The sequence below is a fragment of the Raineyella sp. LH-20 genome (assembly GCF_033110965.1).
In the GTDB taxonomy this organism is placed as follows: Bacteria; Actinomycetota; Actinomycetes; order Propionibacteriales; family Propionibacteriaceae; genus Raineyella.
This window is the reverse complement of record NZ_CP137003.1, coordinates 2643385-2660318: the sequence shown is the minus strand read 5'-3', so window position 1 is coordinate 2660318 and position 16934 is coordinate 2643385. Positions and strand designations below refer to the sequence as shown.

Below are 16934 nucleotides of genomic sequence, written 5' to 3'. Positions count from 1 at the left end.
CGCTAGCTCCCCACCGCGGCCCGGGTCACGTCGAAGCTCAGGGACGTGGCGTTGGCGTTGAGGCCGGTCACCTGCGGGGTGGTGACGACCAGGTTGGGCAGCAGGAACAGCCAGTCGGCGGCAGCGTCGTCGGAGAGCACCCTGGCCGCGGCCCGCTGGTCGTCGATGTACTCCTGCGGCGTCCCCGCGTCGGCGGCGGCCATCAGGCCACGGAACGTCTCCGAGTCGTAGTGCCAGTAGTAGGACGGGTCGGCGAAGTTGACCATGTCCCGCGGTTCGACGTGCGCCACGATGGTCAGGTCGTAGTCGCTCTGCCGCATCGCCACGTCGATCCATCGGGCCGGGAACTCGAGTTCGTCGATCACCACGGTGATCCCCACCGCGGCCAGCTGGCTCTGCACGAACCGACCGGCGCCGGTGGCGTACGCCAGGGTGGGCAACCGCAGCCGCAGGGTGAGGCCGTTCTCGTAGCCGGCTTCCTTCAGCAGTTCCTTCGCCTTGGCCGGATCGTACGGGTAGGCGCCGGCCAGGTCCTCGTACCAGGGGTCGGTGGGCGGCACCATCGAGCCGATCAGCGTCCCCTTGCCGTTCCAGACCGAGGCGAGCAGCGCCTTGCGGTCGATGGCGTACGTGATCGCCCGGCGGACCCGGACGTCCTTCAGTGCGGGATTGAGATTGTTCATGCCGAGCACCACCTCGCCGTTGGTGGTGCCCTGCATCACGGTGTACCTCGAGGTGTCGGAGAACCGGTCCAGGGCCTGCGGCGCCTGCACGTTGGAGATCACGTTGAGGTCGCCGGACAGCATCGCCGCGTTCATCGCGTTGGCGTCGGTGAAGTACCGGAAGGTCACCGCGTCCACGCCGGCCCGGGTGCCCCAGTAGGTGCCGTTGCGCACCAACTCGATCTGCGACCCCTTGGCCCAGGCCTTCAGGGCGTACGGCCCGGAGCCGGCCGGCGTCGTCGCGAGATCGGCGCCGGACTGCGAGTCGATGACGATCCCGGCGGTGGAGCTCATGTTCCACAGCCAGCTGTTCGACGGGCGCTTCAGGGTGACCTCGGCGGTGTGATCGTCGACCGCGGTGACCGTGTCGACCACGGCCATCTGGGTCTTCAGCACACTGCTGGTGTCGGCGCTGACGATCCGCTCGATGCTCCACTTGACGTCGGTCGCGGAGACCGGTCGTCCGGAGGCGAAGGTCGCGCCGGGCTGGAGGTGGAAGGTGTACGTACGGCGGTCCGGGCTGACCGTCCAGTCCTTGGCCAGCAGGCCCTGCAGCTGGCCGGTGCCGTCGACCTTCACCAGGGTCTCGTACACGTTGTAGAGCAGCACCTGCGGGATGGCCGCGGCATTGTTGACGGTCGGGTCGAGCGTCGGCGGTTCGGCGGTGGCGCCGATCACCAGGGTGTTTGCGGGCAGTCGGTTCCCGGAGGAGCGTGCGCCCGGGCCCGAACAGCCGGCCAGCATCACCGCCAGTCCGGTCACCACGGCCACCACCAGCCCCAGTCGACGACGCATGCCCACCTCACCCCTCCGGTCCGGACCTCGGATGTCCGGGAGCCATCCTCCCACGTGTCACTGTGGCGGGCGTCGCACCTCAGGGACGAGGTCGGCGTACGCCGGCCAGGGGCCGGCCGTGGTGGCGGCCAGCAGTGCCCCCAGGCAGGCCTCCTCGACGACGTCGGCGGCCGCGGTGAGCAGCACATCGAACAGCCCGCGCGGGTCCGGGGCGGCGTCGACCCGGGCGGAGGCCAGGCAGAAGATGGTGTCGCCGTCCATCATCCGGTGCACCGGGCGGACCGCGCGGGCCAGCCCGTCGTGGGCCACCTGAGCGGTCTTGGTGGCCGCCATCCGGTCCAGCGGTGCGTCGGTGAGCACGGTCGCGATGGTGGTGTTGAGCGGGAAGGACGGCACCCGGCTGAGTGCCTCGGCGATCGCGGCCCGCTGGTCAGAGCGGGGGGCGGGCAGTGTGTGGAGGGTGTCCGCCCAGGGACGGCCGGTCCGTACGTCGACCGCCGGGCCGGAGGCATTGAGCACCAGCGCCGCGCCGACCCGGTAGGGCCCGGCCGTACGTTCCGCATAACCGAAGCCGCCGCGCAGGCCACCGCAGACCGCGCCGGTGCCGGCGCCGACCGAGCCGACCGCGGGCCGTCCATCCGGGTCGAGGTCGGCGGCCAGGGCCGCCGCCAACGCCCGGGCGCCGAAGCCGGCGTCGGGCCGGTGCGCCGTCACCCCGCCCCGGCCGAGATCGAAGATGACCGCGGCGGGCACGATCGGCACCACCGCCGTCGGCGGATCGGCCTGGGGCGTCGGCACCGGGAACCCGATCCCGCGCTCCCCCAGCCCGTGCATCACCCCGTCAGCGGCGGCCAGCCCGTACGCACTGCCACCGGTGAGGACGACGGCGTGGATGTCGTGGACCATCGCCGTGGGCGACAACAGGTCGGTCTCCCGGGTGCCGGGACCGCCGCCGCGCACGTCGATGCCGCCGACGGCGCCGTCGCGGGCCAGCACGACGGTGGTCCCGGTGAGCCAGCCGTCGCCCCGGGCCGTGTGATGGCCGATGGAGAAGCCTTCGATCATGGAGCCACGGTAGTGCGGCCAGGTGAGAAGGGGTGGCGGCGGCGATTTGCCTACGGCCCGGATGCGGACTACAGTACTGACTCGTTGCCGACGCGGGGTGGAGCAGCTCGGTAGCTCGCTGGGCTCATAACCCAGAGGTCGCAGGTTCAAATCCTGCCCCCGCCACGATGTGATGTCTCAGGACATCGGAATGGCTCGAACCTGCGGTGCGTAGGTTCGGGCCATTCGTTGTTTCTGGGGTTGGTTGATGGGCTGGTAGAGGCGTGTGGGGTCGAGGGTCAGGTCACGCAGGATTTCGCCGGTGGCTGCGTTGATGACGGTGATGTCGAGGTCGTGGATGAGGGCCAGGACGTAGGTTCCTGTGTAGGTCTTCCCGATCCCGATGCGGTAGAGGGTGCCGTCGTGACGCAGGGTGATCGAGCCGGCTTTGGAGACCCGGTCGTGGCGGACCCGGTCGTGGGTGTCGCGGCTGCGGTCGGTGCCGGGGGCGGCTTTCGGTCGGGCGGTGTAGGCGGTCACCGGGGTCGCGTGGTGCGGCAGGGACCGGTGCGGGCGGTGGTGGTTGTATTCCTCGATGAACGCGTCGATCAGGGTCTGCAAGCCGGTGATGGTGGCGGGCTGTTCGGGTTGGGCGGTCAGCCATTTCTTCATCGTCTGTTGGAAGCGTTCGACCTTGCCCTGGGTCGTCGGGCTGGCTGGTCGCCCGTTCTTCTGGACGATGCCGCGACGACGTAACTCGTTCTCAAGCATCGTTCGCCCGCCGCGTCGGGCCTGGGACGCGAGCCGGACGGTATAGACCAGGCCGTTGTCGGTCAGCGTCGCAGCGGGGTATCCGTGCCGGTCACCGGCCTGGCGGAACGTGTCACGCACGATCCGAGCGGTGATCGCGATATGCGCTGTGGCATGAAGGGCGTAGCGGGAATGGTCGTCGAGCCAGGTGATGATCTCCACATCGCGTCCGGGGCTCCCGTCGGGGCGGGTGAGGCGGTAGTGGGTGAAATCGGACTGCCAGCACTCGTTGGGCTGGTCAGCCTGGAAACGGGTGTAGGAACTCTTCGGACGCTTCCGCGGCTGGGCCGTGACGGCCCCCGCACGGGTGAGGATCCTGTGGATCGTCGCGCGCGACAGACGCGTGTTGTGGTGATGGGCGAGGTGCCAGGCGATCGTGTCCGCTCCGGCGTCCAGCCCCGCCTCGGACAACTGGTGACGCACGGTGATGACCAACTCGACCACCGCTGGTGGGGTGGCGTTCGGTGACGTGTGCGGCGCACGCGAGGCGGGTTCGAAGGCATCCTCGCCGTGTTCACGGTAAGCGGCCATAAGGCGGGAAACCCAGCCCTGGGACACCCCGTAGGCCCGGGCGACCTCGGACTGCGACAAGCCCGACAAGACGGCGGTGATGACCAGACGACGCATCGACATGACGCACCCTGACCGATCCACCGGGCACAGACCACAAGCCATGCCGATGACCCGAGACAGCACCATTCCGATGTCGTGAGACACCCCATTCCGATGTCCTGAGACCACACACTGCCCCCGCCACGATGGTGATGTGTCACGACATCGCGGACGCCTGAACCTACGGAATGTAGGTTCAGGCGTTCTTCGTTTCCGGATCCGACCGTTGGTGGTCGGCGGATTCCTGGTCGCCTGAGGCGGTCCGTTCCGGTCCGTGCGTTCGGCCCGTGCGTTCCGGCTCGTGCGTTCCGGCAGCCGCGCCGGGACCGTGCCGGGCCGCACCGGTAGCTGGTGTCCTCCGACTCGTCATAGGCCTGCCCTATGGAACATCAGAGGAGGACTGAGGTGGCGCCGCGAGTCAAGGGGCCGAGGTCGCGCGGGCAGGATGTGAGGGTGAACACCGGCACCCCACCCCTGCGTACGGTCGGTCACGCGCTCTGGCTCGGGCCGATGCTGGCGCTCCTGGCACCGATCGGACTGGCGATCGGTGCCGCCGCGGCGCATCCGCTGCACCTCGACGATGTGCAGGAGGCCGGCACGCTGCTCGTCATCGCGGTCGTCTTCGCCCCGGTGTGGTTGCCTCCGGTGATCGCCGCCTCGGTCGTCGCCGGGCTGGCCGCCTCCGCGGTGTCGGCCCTCGCTGCGTGGCCGACCGGAGGTCGTCGCCCCGACCGGGTGTCACCGACCGTCGCCGGGACGGTCGCCGCCGGCCTGGTCGCTCTCGTCGGTGCGGCGGTGCTCGTCGGCGGCGCAGTGCACGGCACCTTCGTCCCGGCCGTCCTCGGATGGGGCGTCGGCACCGGTGGCGCCACCGTGCTGGTGACGGGGCGGGCCCGCCGTACGTCCCGCGGTCTGCCGACCGGTGGGCCGGCGACCGCGAGCCGGCGGCGTGCCGCCTGGTGGGGTCTGGCAGCAGTGGAGGTCGGCGCGATCACTTGGTCCGCAGCGGCCTGGCTGTGGGTCAGGCACACCGACTACGCCGCGGCGGAGTCGTGTGCCACGGCCCTCGGCATCTCCTCCGAGCGCGTGGTGGTCAGTGAGACGATCTTCCCGCCGCAACGCTGGTGCCTGAGCGGCGACATCGCCCGACCGCTGTTGCCGCTGTGGTGGGGCCCGGCGCTGGTCGCCGGCCTCACCCTCACCGCGCTCTGCCTGGTGCTGGCCTGGCACTGGTGGCGCCCCGTCCCGGAGGGACTGCTCATCCCCGACGGGCTGCCCGGCCCCGACGGCCGCCTTGTCTCAGCTGACCGGGCCGGCCGACGGGCGACGTACGCCACCACGATCGTGGCCGTCGCGACCGTCCTCGCAGGGGCCACCGCCGGGTTCGCGGCAGCCTTCCCGCACCCGCCGACCGAGGCGGTGCAACGGGGCCGGATCGCCGCGGAACGGGTCCCGGAGCCTCTCCCGACGTACGCCCGACAGCAGGTCCCCGCCGCCATTTCCCCCACGCCGCCCTCCCCCACGCCGGTCGCGACCGTCTCCGCCGCCGCGGTCACCGCCCGACTCACCGCACTGATGACAGCGGCCCAGCGGGCCGGTGGCGCCGACCTGCGGTGGCCCCGTCCCCTGGCGATCTCCACCTCGGCGTGCACCGACAGCGCCGGGACCACCGGACGGTCGGTGGCCCTGACGGGGCGGTTCACCACCCGCGACCCCGCGTCGGCCACCGACAACGTCGACTTCCTGTCGATCACCCAGGCCAACGAGGCGGTCGCCGAGCAGATCGTCGACGCCTGGTCCGCACAGGGGTTGACCGCAGCGCCGGAACCGCTGCACGGCGAGTGGTACTCCGGTCCTCCCGAGGGGAAGCTGTTCACCGCCCGCGTCGGCTTCGACGACGGCGTCGGCGACCTTCAGGTCACCGGGGCGTGTGCGACCGCGGACTGACCGGATCGACCGTCCGGGATCGGCCGACTGACCACCATCGGGCACGCCGGGCACGGACCTGGCCCACGGATCGACGCGGATGTGGTGTGATGGCCGTCATGGCCGATCCGTCCGTCCACCTCGACTATCCCGTCCACGAGCGCCGACTCGACAATGGGCTGCGGGTGGTCGTGAGTCCGGACCACGCCACCCCGACGATCGCGGTCAACCTGTGGTACGACGTCGGTTCTCGCCATGAGCGACCGCACCGCACCGGGCTGGCCCACCTGTTCGAGCACCTGATGTTCCAGGGGTCGGGCCACGTCGGATCGGCGCAGCACATCGCCATCCTGGAGGCCGCCGGCGCCACCGCCAACGCCACCACCTCGTTCGACCGCACCAACTACTACCAGAGCGGCCCGGCCGGCGTCCTCGACCTCGCGCTGTGGCTGGAGGCCGACCGGATGGGCACCCTGCTGTCCGCCCTCGACCAGACGAACCTGGACAACCAGCGCGACGTCGTCAAGGAGGAGAAGCGGCAGCGCTACGACAACGTGCCGTACGGTGACTCCTTCCGCCACCTGCTGGCGTTGTCGTTCCCCGATCGCCACCCGTACGCCCATCCGACGATCGGCTCGATGGAAGACCTCGACGCCGCGGTCCTCGACGACGTCCGGATCTTCTTCCAGGCGCACTACCTGCCCGGCAACGCGGTGCTGTCCATCGTCGGCGACGTCACCCCGGACGAGGCCTGGCGCAAGGCCGACCACTACTTCTCCCCGATCGCCCCGCGGGTCCTCGGCGAACGCCCGGCCCACGGTCCGCTGCCGCCGCTCGGCGGCACTCCGCGGATCGACCTCGAGCAGCCGGTGCCGGCCGACGCCGTCTACCTGAGCTGGCGGTTGCCCGCTCTCGACACCCGGGCGTACGACGCCCTCGGCCTGGCGATCGACATCCTCGGCGACGGGCAGACCTCCCGCCTGCACCGGGCCCTGGTCCGCGACGGTGGTCTGGCCGAGTCCGCCGGCAGCGGCACCGTCGGGCTGATCGACGGCACCTCGCTCGGCTTCGTGGTCGCCCGGGCCCGGGAGGGCACCACCGCCGCCCAGCTCGAGGAAGCGGTCGGCGAAGTGCTCACCGATTACCTGGCCGCAGGTCCGACGCCCCAGGAACTCGCCCGGGCCCGCGCCCAGCACGAGCTGGTCACCCTGCAGGACCTCGCCTCGGTCGCCGACCGGGCCGACCTGCTGTCCGGCTATGCGACCCTGTACGACGACCCGACCCTGCTGAATCGGCGGCTGCCGGAGGTGCTCGCCCTCTCCGACGACGAGATCGCCGCTGCTCCGGGCCGCCACCTCCGGCCCGAGCAGCGGGCCACCCTCGCCTACCACTCCACCCTGCACGGGAGTGCCCGATGAGCCCTGCACGGGAGTGCCCGATGAGCCCTGCACGGGAGTGCCCGATGAGCCTGAACGGCGGTGCCCGATGAGCTTCGACTTCCTTCGCCTTCCGCCCCGGCCGCGACCGCTGACGACCGAGGCCTCGCCCTGGCAGGCCCCGCTGCCCACCGTGCGGCGACTGGACAACGGGATGCGCGTCGCCGTGCACCACCTGCCCGGCCAGCACGTCGTCTCCGCCGCCCTGGTGCTCGAGGTGCCGCTGGCCACCGAGCCCCGTCGGCTGGAGGGCGTCGCCACCATCGCCGCCCGATGCCTGGACGAGGGCACCGGCCCGCACCCCGGCCCGGCATTCGCCGAGGCGCTGGCCAACGCCGGCGCCGTCCTGTCCCTGTCTGTGGCCCAGGCCGGCCTGCGGGTCCACCTCGAGGTGCCGATCACCCATCTCGACCGGGCGCTGGCCCTGTTCGCCGAGGCGGTCGTCCGGCCGACCCTGGCCGCCGACGACGTCGAACGGCACGTCGCGCTGCGGCTGGCGCAGATCGACCAGGTGCTGTCCCGGCCGGCGTCCTTCACCCCGCTGCTGTTGCGGGCGGTCGTCTTCGACCCCGACAGCCGCGCCCAACGGCCGTCCGGCGGCACCCGGCAGACCGTGGAACAGATCCGCCCCGAGGACGTGCAGGCCTTCCACGCCGCCCGGTTCGACCCTGGCCGGGCCACGCTGGTCCTCGGCGGTGACTTCGCCGGCACCGACCCGGTCCCGTTGGTCGAGGCGGCCTTCGGCGGCTGGTCGGGGCCCGGACTGCCGGCGGCCACGTACGCTCCTCCGCTGCCCGCACCGCCGGCCGTCGTGCTCGCCGATCGACCGGGAGCGGTGCAGGCCGACGTGGCGTTCGGCGGCCCGGCCCCGGATCGTACGGATCCCCGCTGGGCGGACCTGCGGGTGGCGACCCACGCCGTCGGCGGCGCCTTCTGGAGCAGGCTCAACCGGGTGCTCCGTGAGGAACGGGGCTACACGTACGGCATCTCGATGGGCCTGCTGCCGTTCCGCGCCGGTGGGGCGTACTCGGTCACCTCGAGTTTCCGCACCGAGGTCGCCGCCCCCACGGTGGCCGCCGCCCGGCAGCTGATGTCACTGGACGGCGCTCCGCTCACCGATCAGGAGGTGGACGACGCGGTCGCCTACTCCGTCGGTCTGCTGCCGCTGCACCTGGCCACCGCGGCCGGCATGGTCGAGCAGACGGCCTCGACGCTGCTGAACGGCCTCCCGCTCGGCTACGTCAACGAGCACCTGGCCCGGATCCGTGCGGTGACGCCGGCGTCGGCGACCGTCTCCTACACCGAGGTGGTCGACCCGGCGGCGATGAGTCTGGTGGTGGCGGGTGACGCCGGGGCCCTGCTCGGCCCGCTGGCCGAGCAGGGGATCGTCCCCGACAAGGTCGTCCGGCCGGAGGACGTCCTGGACTGACGCCCCCGCGGCGCCGGCCGCACGGGGAGCGGAGCGGCCTAGCCGCCCATCGCCTGGCGCATCCGCGCCACCGCGGCCTGCGCGTCCTGGGTCCGCTTCTGGTAGGTGCCGAGGTCGCCGGCCTTCAGCGCCTTGTCCGCGTCGGCGAACGCCTGTTGGGCGTCGGTGATGGCCTGCTGCAACGCGGCCTGGTCGACGGTGCCTACAGCGCCCGATCCGGCGGGCGTCTGGGACGGCGGGGTGGCCGTGCCGGTGGTCGCCTGGGCCGGTCCGCCGGACTCGCCGGTGGTGGCGCCGGCATCACCGGCGAACACCTGGTCGAGGGACTGCTGCAGGGTCGTGCCGATGCCGACCGAGTTGCCGAACCGCGACATCACGAAGCTCAGCGCCGGGTAGGCCCCGGTCGCCCCCTGCCGCTCGGTGTAGACCGGCTGGACGTACAGCAGGCCGCCGCCGACGGGCAGGGTCAGCAGGTTGCCGTACGACGCGCTGGCGGAGCCCTGGTTGAGGTACGGGCGCAGCCGGGTGGCGACCTGTTCGTTCGTCGTCATCGCGTTGAACGTCTGGCCGGGACCGTCGATCTGGGTCTGGTCCGACATCCGCAGGATCCTGATCTGGCCGTACTGCGGGCTGGCGGCGTCCGCGTTCACCGCCATGTAGGAGGCGAGGTTGGACCGGGCGTTCGGGACGTACACCGACGTCAGGCTGAAGACCGGGTTCTGGTCACCGGGCCACTTCACCGACAGGTAGTACGGCTGCTCCTTGTTGCCGGTGCCGAGCACCGGGTCGTCGGGGATCTGCCACAGGTCGGTGCGTTGGTACCACTGGTGCGGGTCCGTCATGTGGTAGCGGGCGAGCACCTCGCGCTGCACCTGGAAGAGGTCCTCCGGGTAGCGCAGGTGGTTGAGCAGCTCCGGCGAGATCTGGTCGCGGCCTTGGATCAGGCCGGGGTAGGTCTTCTCCCAGGTCTGCAGGATCGGGTCCGACTGGTCCCAGGCGTACAGGCTGACCGTGCCGTCGTACGCGTCCACGACGGCCTTCACCGAGTTGCGCATGTAGTTGACCGACGGCCCACCCAGGCCGAGCCCGGTGTCGGTGGGACGCTGCGAGGAGACGGCCGAGGTGAGGTTGACCCGCTGCGCGTTCGGGTAGGTGTTCGAGGTGGTGTAGCCGTCGACGATCCACACCAGCCGGCCGCTGACGATCGCCGGATAGATGTTGGAGTCGACGGTGAGCCACGGCGCGGCCGCCTTGACCCGCTCGGTCGGCGTGCGGTTGTAGATGATCCGCGAGGACGCGTTCACCCGGTCGGACAGCAGGATGTTGGGGTCGGCGAACCGGATCGCGTAGAGCGCCCGGGTGACCATGTTGCCGATCGCCACGCCGCCCTTGCCGTCGTACGTGAACATCTTCGAGCCACCGCTCTGGTCCCCGCCGCCGGGGGTGTCGAGCTCGACGGGCGCGGTGCCGGCCGGGGCGCCGACGATCGAGTAGTCGGTGAACAGCTGGCCGAAGTAGACCCGCGACTGCTCCTCGTCGAGCTTGCCGGTCGGCGGGATGTCCTTCTCGAGCCAGTCCGGCTGGCCCTCGGTCTGGCGGCGGTTGCCGTAGGCGGCGACCATGCCGTAGCCATGGGTGTAGACGGTGTGGATGTTGTTCCAGCTCTTGGAGTCCAGCCCGTTGAGGTCGATCTCGCGGGCGGCGACCACGACGTCGCTCTCCTGGCCGTCGACGGTGTAGCGGTCGACGTCGAGGGTCTTCGGGAACTGGTAGAAGCCACGCACCTGCTGGAACTGTTCGTACGCCGGCGCGACCACCTTCGGGTCGATCAGCCGGATGCCGGGCAGTGCCTCCGCGTCGGCGCGCAGCTGGCCGGCCGAGGTCTGGGTCACCGCCGTGTAGTCCTGGACCTCGACGTCGGAGAGCCCGAACGCCTGCCGAGTGGCGGCGATGTTGCGCTCGATGTACGGCTTCTCCTTGTCCGGCTCGTCCGGGGTCACCGAGAAGGCCTGCACCACGGCCGGGTAGATCAGCCCGAGGATCAGCCCGGAGAGCACCAGCAGGACCACCGAGGCGACCGGCACCCGCCAGCGGCGCAGCGCCGCGTTGGCGAAGAACAGCAGCGCGCACACGACGGTGATCACCGCGAGGATGAGCTGCGCGGTGGATCGTACGTGCTCGTCGGTGTAGCCCATGCCGGTGACCAGCTGCCCGGTGCCGAGCTGCAGCGCGTACCGGTCGAAGACCCGCAGCCCCGCGTACACCAGCAGGACCACGCCGATCAGCACCGACAGGTGGACCTGGGCGCCGGAGGTGGACCGTACGCCCCGCTCCAGTCGCAGTGCGCCGGACAGGTAGTGGATCACCAGGGCGACCAGGCCGCTGAGCACCAGGCAGGTGATCAGGAAGTTCAGCGTCATCCGCCAGAACGGGTAGTCGAAGACGTAGAACCCCGGATCCAGGCCGAAGCCGGCGTCCTGTCCGCCGAACGGGGTGCGATGCACCCAGGCCAGCACCGTGTCCACGTTGCCCGAGATGCCGAACCCGGCGAACAGGCCGAGGATGCCGCCGATGACGAACAGCCCCGACCGGAACCGGCCGCTGAAGATCACGTGCCGGTAGGTCTCCAGCAGGCTGCTCTGCGCGGTCGGTCGGGTGCGGGGCCGCAACCGCAGCGCGATCAGCCCGTTGCCGATGACCAGCCCCGCCATCACGACCAGGCCGACGAAGAACATCAGCACGGCGGCGAGCAGCCGAGTGCTGAACACCTCTGAGTAGCCGAGGCTGCGGTACCACAGGAAGTCGGTCCAGATGTTCGCCGTCACCGCGAGCACCACCAGCAGCACCGCCACCGTGACCAGGGTGATCAGCAACGGGTGCGGCCTGCGACGGGGGCGGGTCGGAGAGGCGGTGCTCACGGGACACTTCCTTGTTCTCGGAACGTGGGACGGACGGCGACGTCCGGATCGTCGATCGGGCAGGGCTGCGGCGGGATCCGGACCGCCGCACCCATCCTAGGGGCGGGCCCCCAGCAGATCAGTCCAGCGTACGGCTGAGCAGTGCGGACAGCCCGGGGGCCAGCTCGGGGCCACCGAGCAGGTCCTCCGGCGCGGAGGCCAACCGGGCCAGGCTCTGCTGCTCTCCCGAGCGGAGCACCCCGGCGACCACGCGGATGTCCTGGCGGCGCGGATGCTCGGCGACGTAGCGGGCCGCCTCCTCGGCATCCTCGGGGATGTCGGCCTCGGCGTCGGAGGGCAGGAACGCCCGTTCGATCGCCAGGGCACAGCCCTCGACCGTCTCCGGCCAGGCGATCTCCTGCAGGGACGCCACGACGTCCTCACCGGCGTGCCAGGAGTCCTGCTCGATCGAGCTGAGCGCGTCGGCCGGACGGTGCTCCGCATCGAGGGCCTCGGCGAGGTGCGGTTCGGCGGCGACCAGGTCAGCCGTACGGACCAGCGCGAAGAGCCGAGCCGGCTGGTCCCAGCCGAGCGAGGAGACGTGGCGTTCGATCTCCATCAGGGCGGCCACCAGGGCGTCGGCGCCGTCGGTCGACACGCCGTCGGACGAGACGGGGTCGGTCGGGGCGGGGTCGGTCGGGGCGGGGTCGGTCGGGGCGGCGTCCGCCGGCGGGGTGTCGGGGTCGGTCATCGTGGTCCTCCTCGAGAGTCAGGAACAGGGATCAGGAACAGCGGGGCAGCTCGGCGAGCGGGGTCTGCGGCCGGGACAGGACATCGACCGCCTGCTGCAGGCTGTCGACAGGGACCAGCGGCAGGTCGGTGCGCAGCCGGACGGCCTCGTCGCAGTTGCCGCGCGGGATCAGGAAGAGAGTGGCGCCGGCGGCCCGGGCGCCGGCGACTTTGGCGGGCAGGCCGCCGATCGAGCCGACCGTGCCGTCGGGGTCGATGGTGCCGGTCGCGGCGACCACTCGGCCGGCGGTGAGGTCTCCGGGTGTCAGCCGGTCGCGGATGGCCAGCGCGAAGACGAGACCGGCGCTGGGCCCGCCGATCGCCGGGTCGATGCCGAAGGTGACGGTGCCGGGGTGGTCGTACCCGACGCCGATGGTCGCGCCGATCCTCGGCCGGCCCGGGTCGTCGGTGCCGGCGACGGTCGGCACGGTGACGTCGTGTCGGGTCCCGGAGCGCAGCACGCCGATCCGGACCGAGTCACCGACCCGGCGGTCCCGGATCCGGGCCGTCGCGTCGCCCGGCGAGGTGACGGCGACCCCGTCGACCGTGGTGATGGTGTCGCCGGGCTCGAGGCGACCGTCGGCGGGGGTCCGGTCGGTCACCCCGACGACCGTGGTCACCTCGGTCACCGTGACGCCGGCGCTGCGCAGCCCGGCAACGATCGCCGACTGCTGGGCGGTGTCCATCATCCGGGTGTTCTCGGCGGTGCTCTGCTGCTCGGTGGTCCCCGCCGGGTAGACGGCCTCGCGGGGCAGCACCTCGCGCCATGGCAACCACTGAGCGGCCAGTGCAGCGGGCAGGGTGATCCGGGAGTCGGCACGGGTCACGCCGACGGTGGTCAGCCGGAGCTGGCCGTCGGCCGGGTAGGTGGTCAGCCCACTGATCGCCACTGCCTCACCCTGGCCGGAGGCGGCCGGGCCCAGCACGTCCATGGTCCGTCCCGGACTCCACGTCACGTACGGCACCGGGACCAGCGCGAGGACCATCGCCAGCACGACGAAGGTGACCGCGGCCGCCGCGGTCGTGGTCGGGGTGTCGCCGAACGTCCGGCGCAGCCAGCCGCCGGCGCGCCCCAGCGGGGAACGCCGCCCACCGCGGGAGCTCACAGACCGACCCAGGTGGTCACGCCGCCGTCGAACGCCTGCCGTTTCCAGATCGGCACCTCGGTCTTGATCCGGTCGATCAGCACCTGGCAGGCAGCCAGCGCGGGGGCCCGATGCGCGGCGCCGACGGCGACCGTGACGGCGATGTCGCCGACGGCCAGCCGTCCCACCCGGTGTTCGGCCGCGGCGGTGAGGACGTCGTACGTCCCGGCGACCTCGTCGACCAGCGCGGCGAGGGTGACCTCGGCGGTCGGGTGGGCGGAGTACTCCAGCCACTGCACGGTGGCGCCGGGGCCGGCCGGGTCGTGGTCGCGGACCAGCCCGACGAACATCCCCAGACCGCCGACCGTACGATCCGCGACCGTACGCAGCAGGTCGTCGACCACCAGCGGCTCGGTCGTCACCCGTGCACTCGTCCGCAGCATGCCCACGACTGTACCCACCTCGCGCGTGGCTCCGGCCGCCCCGGACAGGCTTGGCCGGATGCGGTTCAATGGACGCAAGTCAGGATGCCCCACGAGCAGGAGTGACAGCATGGCCGACGATCCTCGCCGCGACGACAACGACCCGGACGAGGGCAAGCCGGAGAACGACTTCGAGGAGTTGCTCCGCCGGTTGGGCCTGCCCGGCGCCGGGCCCGGCGGCACGCCGGACCTCGCCGCGATGATGCAGCAGCTCCAGCAGGCCTTCGGGCAGATGTTCGCGGCCGGCGCGCCCGGACCGACCGCCGGCTATGCCGGCTTCGTGAACCCGGCCGGCGCGGGCGCCCCGGTGCAGCCCGGGCAGGTGGACTGGCGCCAGGTGAGCACGATCGCCCGGCGGGTCTGTGCCGAGCGCGGGGAGGATCCGTCACCCTCGCGCGAGCAGCGCGAGAGCCTGGCCGAAGCGACCCGGATCGCCGACGGCTGGCTGGACCGCTCGACATCCTTCCCGGCCACCGAGCGGGCACCCAAGGTGTGGAGCCGCGCGGAGTGGATCACCTCGACCCTGCCGGTGTGGCAGCGGATCATCGCCCCGGTGGCGACGAGCTTTGCCGATGCACTGGCCGACGCGCTGCTGTCGGCCGGTCCCGGTGAGGAGCAGCCCGCCGAGCTGGCCCAGATGGCCGGTCTGCTGCAGCCGATGCTGCGTACCAGCGGCGCGATGATGTACGGCCAGAAGGTCGCCGAGGCGCTCGGGCGGTTGGCCTCTGAGGTGCTCGGGTTGACCGACATCGGGCTGCCGCTCGGTGACGACGGCGCAGTGGTGCTGGTGCCGACCAATGTGACGGAGTTCTCCGAGGGCCTCGACCAGTCCCCCACCGATATCCAGGTGTACCTGGCGCTGCGCGAGGCGGCGCACCAGCGGCTGTTCGCCGCCGCCGGCTGGCTGCGACCGCAACTGCTGTCGCTGTTCGAACAGTACGCCGCGGGCATCCGGATCGACATGTCCGCGATGGAGGACATGTACCGCGACCTCGACCCCTCCTCGATGGATCTGGGGGCGCTCCAGGTGGCCTTCGAGAAGCTGCAGGGCAGCCTCTTCGAGCCGGTGCGTACGCCCGAGCAGCAGGCGGTGCTGGAGCGGCTGGAGACCCTGCTGGCACTGATCGAGGGCTGGGTCGACGACACGGTCACCCAGGCCACCGGTCGGTGGATGCCCACCGCACCGGCCCTCGCGGAGACGCTGCGGCGCCGCCGAGCGACCGGCGGCCCGGCCGAGGAGGCGCTCAACACCGTCGTCGGGCTGGAGCTGCGGCCCCGCCGGATGCGGGACGCGGCCAACCTGTGGGCCGCTCTGCGCGAGGCGCGCGGGACCGAGGGCCGCGACGCCCTGTGGACGCATCCCGATCACCTGCCGACCGCCGCCGGGCTCGACGACCCACTGGGGTTCGTCGCCGGGGAGGTCGACCAGCACGGCGGCGAGCCGGAGCCCGCACCGGAGGCGTACGACCTCGATGCGGAATTGGAACGGCTGCTCAGCGAGGCCGACCGGGACCGTGGCACCGACGCCGACCCCGATCAGGACGGGCACTGAGCCCGGACTGGGCCGACCGAAGATGTCCACCTGGTGAACGGCGTCATACCAAGGGGTGACCCTCAGGTGTCCACCCGCCGTCCACATGTTGACCACAATCCGTCCACAGAGTTTTCCACAGCCGTGGACAAGCGAGCGCAGCAGTTCCGGCCACGCCGTCCGGCCGGTCCGATGACGACTGTCACAGCGGGTGGTGCCCGGGCGGCCTTGACGGGCTCGGCCGCGGCCGCCTAGATTGGCGTGAGGAGGCCCTCCGTGGTCGATGGTTCGCAGGGGAAGGCGAATCTCATCGATAGCGTGAGGGCCTTCCGCCTGTCCGGGATCGTCTCCGCGGCGGTGATGATCCCTCCCTCCTCCGGTGTTGTCCGTTCACCCCGGAGTGTTGTCCGTCCCCTTGTCATAGCCCCCTCGGTGGGCCCGTCGGGGGGATCGTGGTGGGCATGGACGATCTCCTGGACACCCTCTCCCCGTGCTCTGCGACGGCGCGGCCACGGCTGTTGGCCGGGGTGCCGGTCCTCGAACTGAGGGACGGGACGGTGCAGGTGGGATGTGACGCAGATCGCGGGGTGCGGCTCGGCGGTGCTCCGCCCGGGACGTCGAGAATGCTGGCCGAGCTGACCGGGGAACACTCTCTCCGCGACCTCGCCGACCGGTGGCACCTGGCCCCGTGGGTTGTGGACAACGTGGTGACAACTCTGCGGACGGCCGGGCTGCTTGCTGTGGACGGCCCACAGCCGGGCGCGCTGGCCACTGTCCCGGTGGTCAGGGTGGTCGCCGCACCGTCGCTGCTCACCGACCTCACCACCCGACTCCTCGAGGCCGGTGTCGGGACGGTGCACGTGATCGCCCCGACGGGTCTTCCGGGCCTGGCACGGGGACCGTTCCGGGAGCGGATCCTGGTGGCCGCGACGCTGGACCGCCGACCGCTGCCGCCAGGCACCCCCACCGTCGTCGCGCCGGGTTGCCTGGAGCCGGACCCTGCCTTGGTCGAGGCGTTGATGCGCGCCGACGATCCCCATGTCGTGGTGCGACCGCGGCCGGAGGGGGTCCTGGTCGGCCCCTTCGTGCTGCCCGGGCGGACGTCCTGTCTGGTCTGCGGCGACCTGGTCCGGGCCGCGCGCGACGGTTCCTGGATCGAACAACGTGCCGTGATGACCGGGGCCGAGGCACCGTACGCAGCGGCGCTGCACGACTGGACGATCTCCACCGTGCTCAACCAGCTGGCCTGTTGGGCCGCCGGCGGCCGGCCCGACCTGGCCGACCGTACGGTCGAATTGGACACCCGTGACTGGCGTCAGCACTGGCGGGCCTGGCGGGCGCACCCGTCCTGCGGCTGTGCCTGATCCTCGCCCGAC

12 protein-coding genes and 1 tRNA gene are annotated in these 16934 nt (G+C 71.6%); 6 read left to right on the top strand and 7 right to left on the bottom strand.

Going from position 1 to position 16934, the window contains the following annotated elements; translation table 11 throughout:
* Positions 1–2: 2 nt before the first annotated feature.
* Together R0146_RS11670 and R0146_RS11665 are read right to left on the bottom strand one after the other, a co-directional pair.
* A complete protein-coding gene (locus R0146_RS11670; protein ID WP_317689862.1) occupies positions 3–1517 on the bottom strand; it encodes an ABC transporter substrate-binding protein in 1515 nt (504 codons plus the stop codon).
* A 57-nt stretch (positions 1518–1574) separates the two neighbouring features.
* Positions 1575–2582, bottom strand: coding sequence for a P1 family peptidase (locus R0146_RS11665; RefSeq protein WP_317689860.1), 1008 nt, complete (start codon positions 2580–2582; stop codon positions 1575–1577).
* Between the two features lie 91 nt (positions 2583–2673).
* Here R0146_RS11665 and R0146_RS11660 point away from each other — a divergent pair.
* A tRNA-Met gene (locus R0146_RS11660) sits at positions 2674–2747 on the top strand.
* A 12-nt stretch (positions 2748–2759) separates the two neighbouring features.
* Here the strand turns inward: R0146_RS11660 and R0146_RS11655 are convergent.
* Positions 2760–3998, bottom strand: coding sequence for an integrase core domain-containing protein (locus R0146_RS11655; RefSeq protein ID WP_317689858.1), 1239 nt, complete (start codon positions 3996–3998; stop codon positions 2760–2762).
* A gap of 438 nt (positions 3999–4436) precedes the next feature.
* Here R0146_RS11655 and R0146_RS11650 point away from each other — a divergent pair, with 438 nt between their 5' ends.
* From R0146_RS11650 to R0146_RS11640, 3 genes are all read left to right on the top strand, one after another.
* Positions 4437–5930: a hypothetical protein gene (locus R0146_RS11650; protein WP_317689855.1), complete on the top strand. Its 1494-nt coding sequence runs from the start codon at positions 4437–4439 to the stop codon at positions 5928–5930.
* Positions 5931–6028: 98 nt separating this feature from the next.
* Complete coding sequence (locus R0146_RS11645) at positions 6029–7327, top strand: M16 family metallopeptidase (protein ID WP_317689852.1); 1299 nt, start codon at positions 6029–6031, stop codon at positions 7325–7327.
* A 67-nt stretch (positions 7328–7394) separates the two neighbouring features.
* The gene (locus R0146_RS11640) at positions 7395–8774 is read left to right on the top strand and encodes a M16 family metallopeptidase (RefSeq protein ID WP_317689849.1); all 1380 of its coding nucleotides are present in this window, start codon (positions 7395–7397) and stop codon (positions 8772–8774) included.
* Positions 8775–8812: 38 nt separating this feature from the next.
* Here the strand turns inward: R0146_RS11640 and R0146_RS11635 are convergent, their stop codons facing one another.
* The 4 genes from R0146_RS11635 to R0146_RS11620 all read right to left on the bottom strand — a co-directional run bounded on the left by R0146_RS11635 (position 8813) and on the right by R0146_RS11620 (position 13988).
* Positions 8813–11692 (bottom strand): UPF0182 family membrane protein, encoded by a 2880-nt coding sequence (locus tag R0146_RS11635; RefSeq protein ID WP_317689847.1) that lies wholly within the window; start codon positions 11690–11692, stop codon positions 8813–8815.
* Between the two features lie 118 nt (positions 11693–11810).
* Positions 11811–12422: a PPA1309 family protein gene (locus R0146_RS11630; RefSeq protein ID WP_317689844.1), complete on the bottom strand. Its 612-nt coding sequence runs from the start codon at positions 12420–12422 to the stop codon at positions 11811–11813.
* A gap of 31 nt (positions 12423–12453) precedes the next feature.
* Entirely contained in the window at positions 12454–13566 is a 1113-nt protein-coding gene (locus tag R0146_RS11625; protein ID WP_317689842.1) for a YlbL family protein, read from the bottom strand.
* Positions 13563–13988: a molybdenum cofactor biosynthesis protein MoaE gene (locus R0146_RS11620; RefSeq protein WP_317689840.1), complete on the bottom strand. Its 426-nt coding sequence runs from the start codon at positions 13986–13988 to the stop codon at positions 13563–13565. The genes R0146_RS11625 and R0146_RS11620 overlap by 4 nt, the downstream gene beginning before the upstream one ends.
* Positions 13989–14097: 109 nt before the next feature.
* Here R0146_RS11620 and R0146_RS11615 point away from each other — a divergent pair, with 109 nt between their 5' ends.
* Entirely contained in the window at positions 14098–15579 is a 1482-nt protein-coding gene (locus tag R0146_RS11615; RefSeq protein ID WP_317689838.1) for a zinc-dependent metalloprotease, read from the top strand.
* Between the two features lie 440 nt (positions 15580–16019).
* Positions 16020–16922 carry a bacteriocin biosynthesis cyclodehydratase domain-containing protein gene (locus R0146_RS11610; RefSeq protein WP_317689836.1) on the top strand — a complete coding sequence of 301 codons (903 nt, stop codon included), beginning with the start codon at positions 16020–16022 and terminating at the stop codon, positions 16920–16922.
* Positions 16923–16934: the final 12 nt, after the last annotated feature.

Excerpts from the sequence above, each read along its gene's own strand:
- R0146_RS11670 (WP_317689862.1), bottom strand. The coding sequence starts at position 1,517 with ATGCGTCGTCGACTGGGGCTGGTGGTGGCCGTGGTGACCGGACTGGCG.
- R0146_RS11665 (WP_317689860.1), bottom strand. The coding sequence starts at position 2,582 with ATGATCGAAGGCTTCTCCATCGGCCATCACACGGCCCGGGGCGACGGC.
- R0146_RS11655 (WP_317689858.1), bottom strand. The coding sequence starts at position 3,998 with ATGCGTCGTCTGGTCATCACCGCCGTCTTGTCGGGCTTGTCGCAGTCC.
- R0146_RS11645 (WP_317689852.1), top strand. The coding sequence starts at position 6,029 with ATGGCCGATCCGTCCGTCCACCTCGACTATCCCGTCCACGAGCGCCGA.
- R0146_RS11640 (WP_317689849.1), top strand. The coding sequence starts at position 7,395 with ATGAGCTTCGACTTCCTTCGCCTTCCGCCCCGGCCGCGACCGCTGACG.
- R0146_RS11630 (WP_317689844.1), bottom strand. The coding sequence starts at position 12,422 with ATGACCGACCCCGACACCCCGCCGGCGGACGCCGCCCCGACCGACCCC.
- R0146_RS11620 (WP_317689840.1), bottom strand. The coding sequence starts at position 13,988 with ATGCTGCGGACGAGTGCACGGGTGACGACCGAGCCGCTGGTGGTCGAC.
- R0146_RS11615 (WP_317689838.1), top strand. The coding sequence starts at position 14,098 with ATGGCCGACGATCCTCGCCGCGACGACAACGACCCGGACGAGGGCAAG.
- R0146_RS11610 (WP_317689836.1), top strand. The coding sequence starts at position 16,020 with ATGGACGATCTCCTGGACACCCTCTCCCCGTGCTCTGCGACGGCGCGG.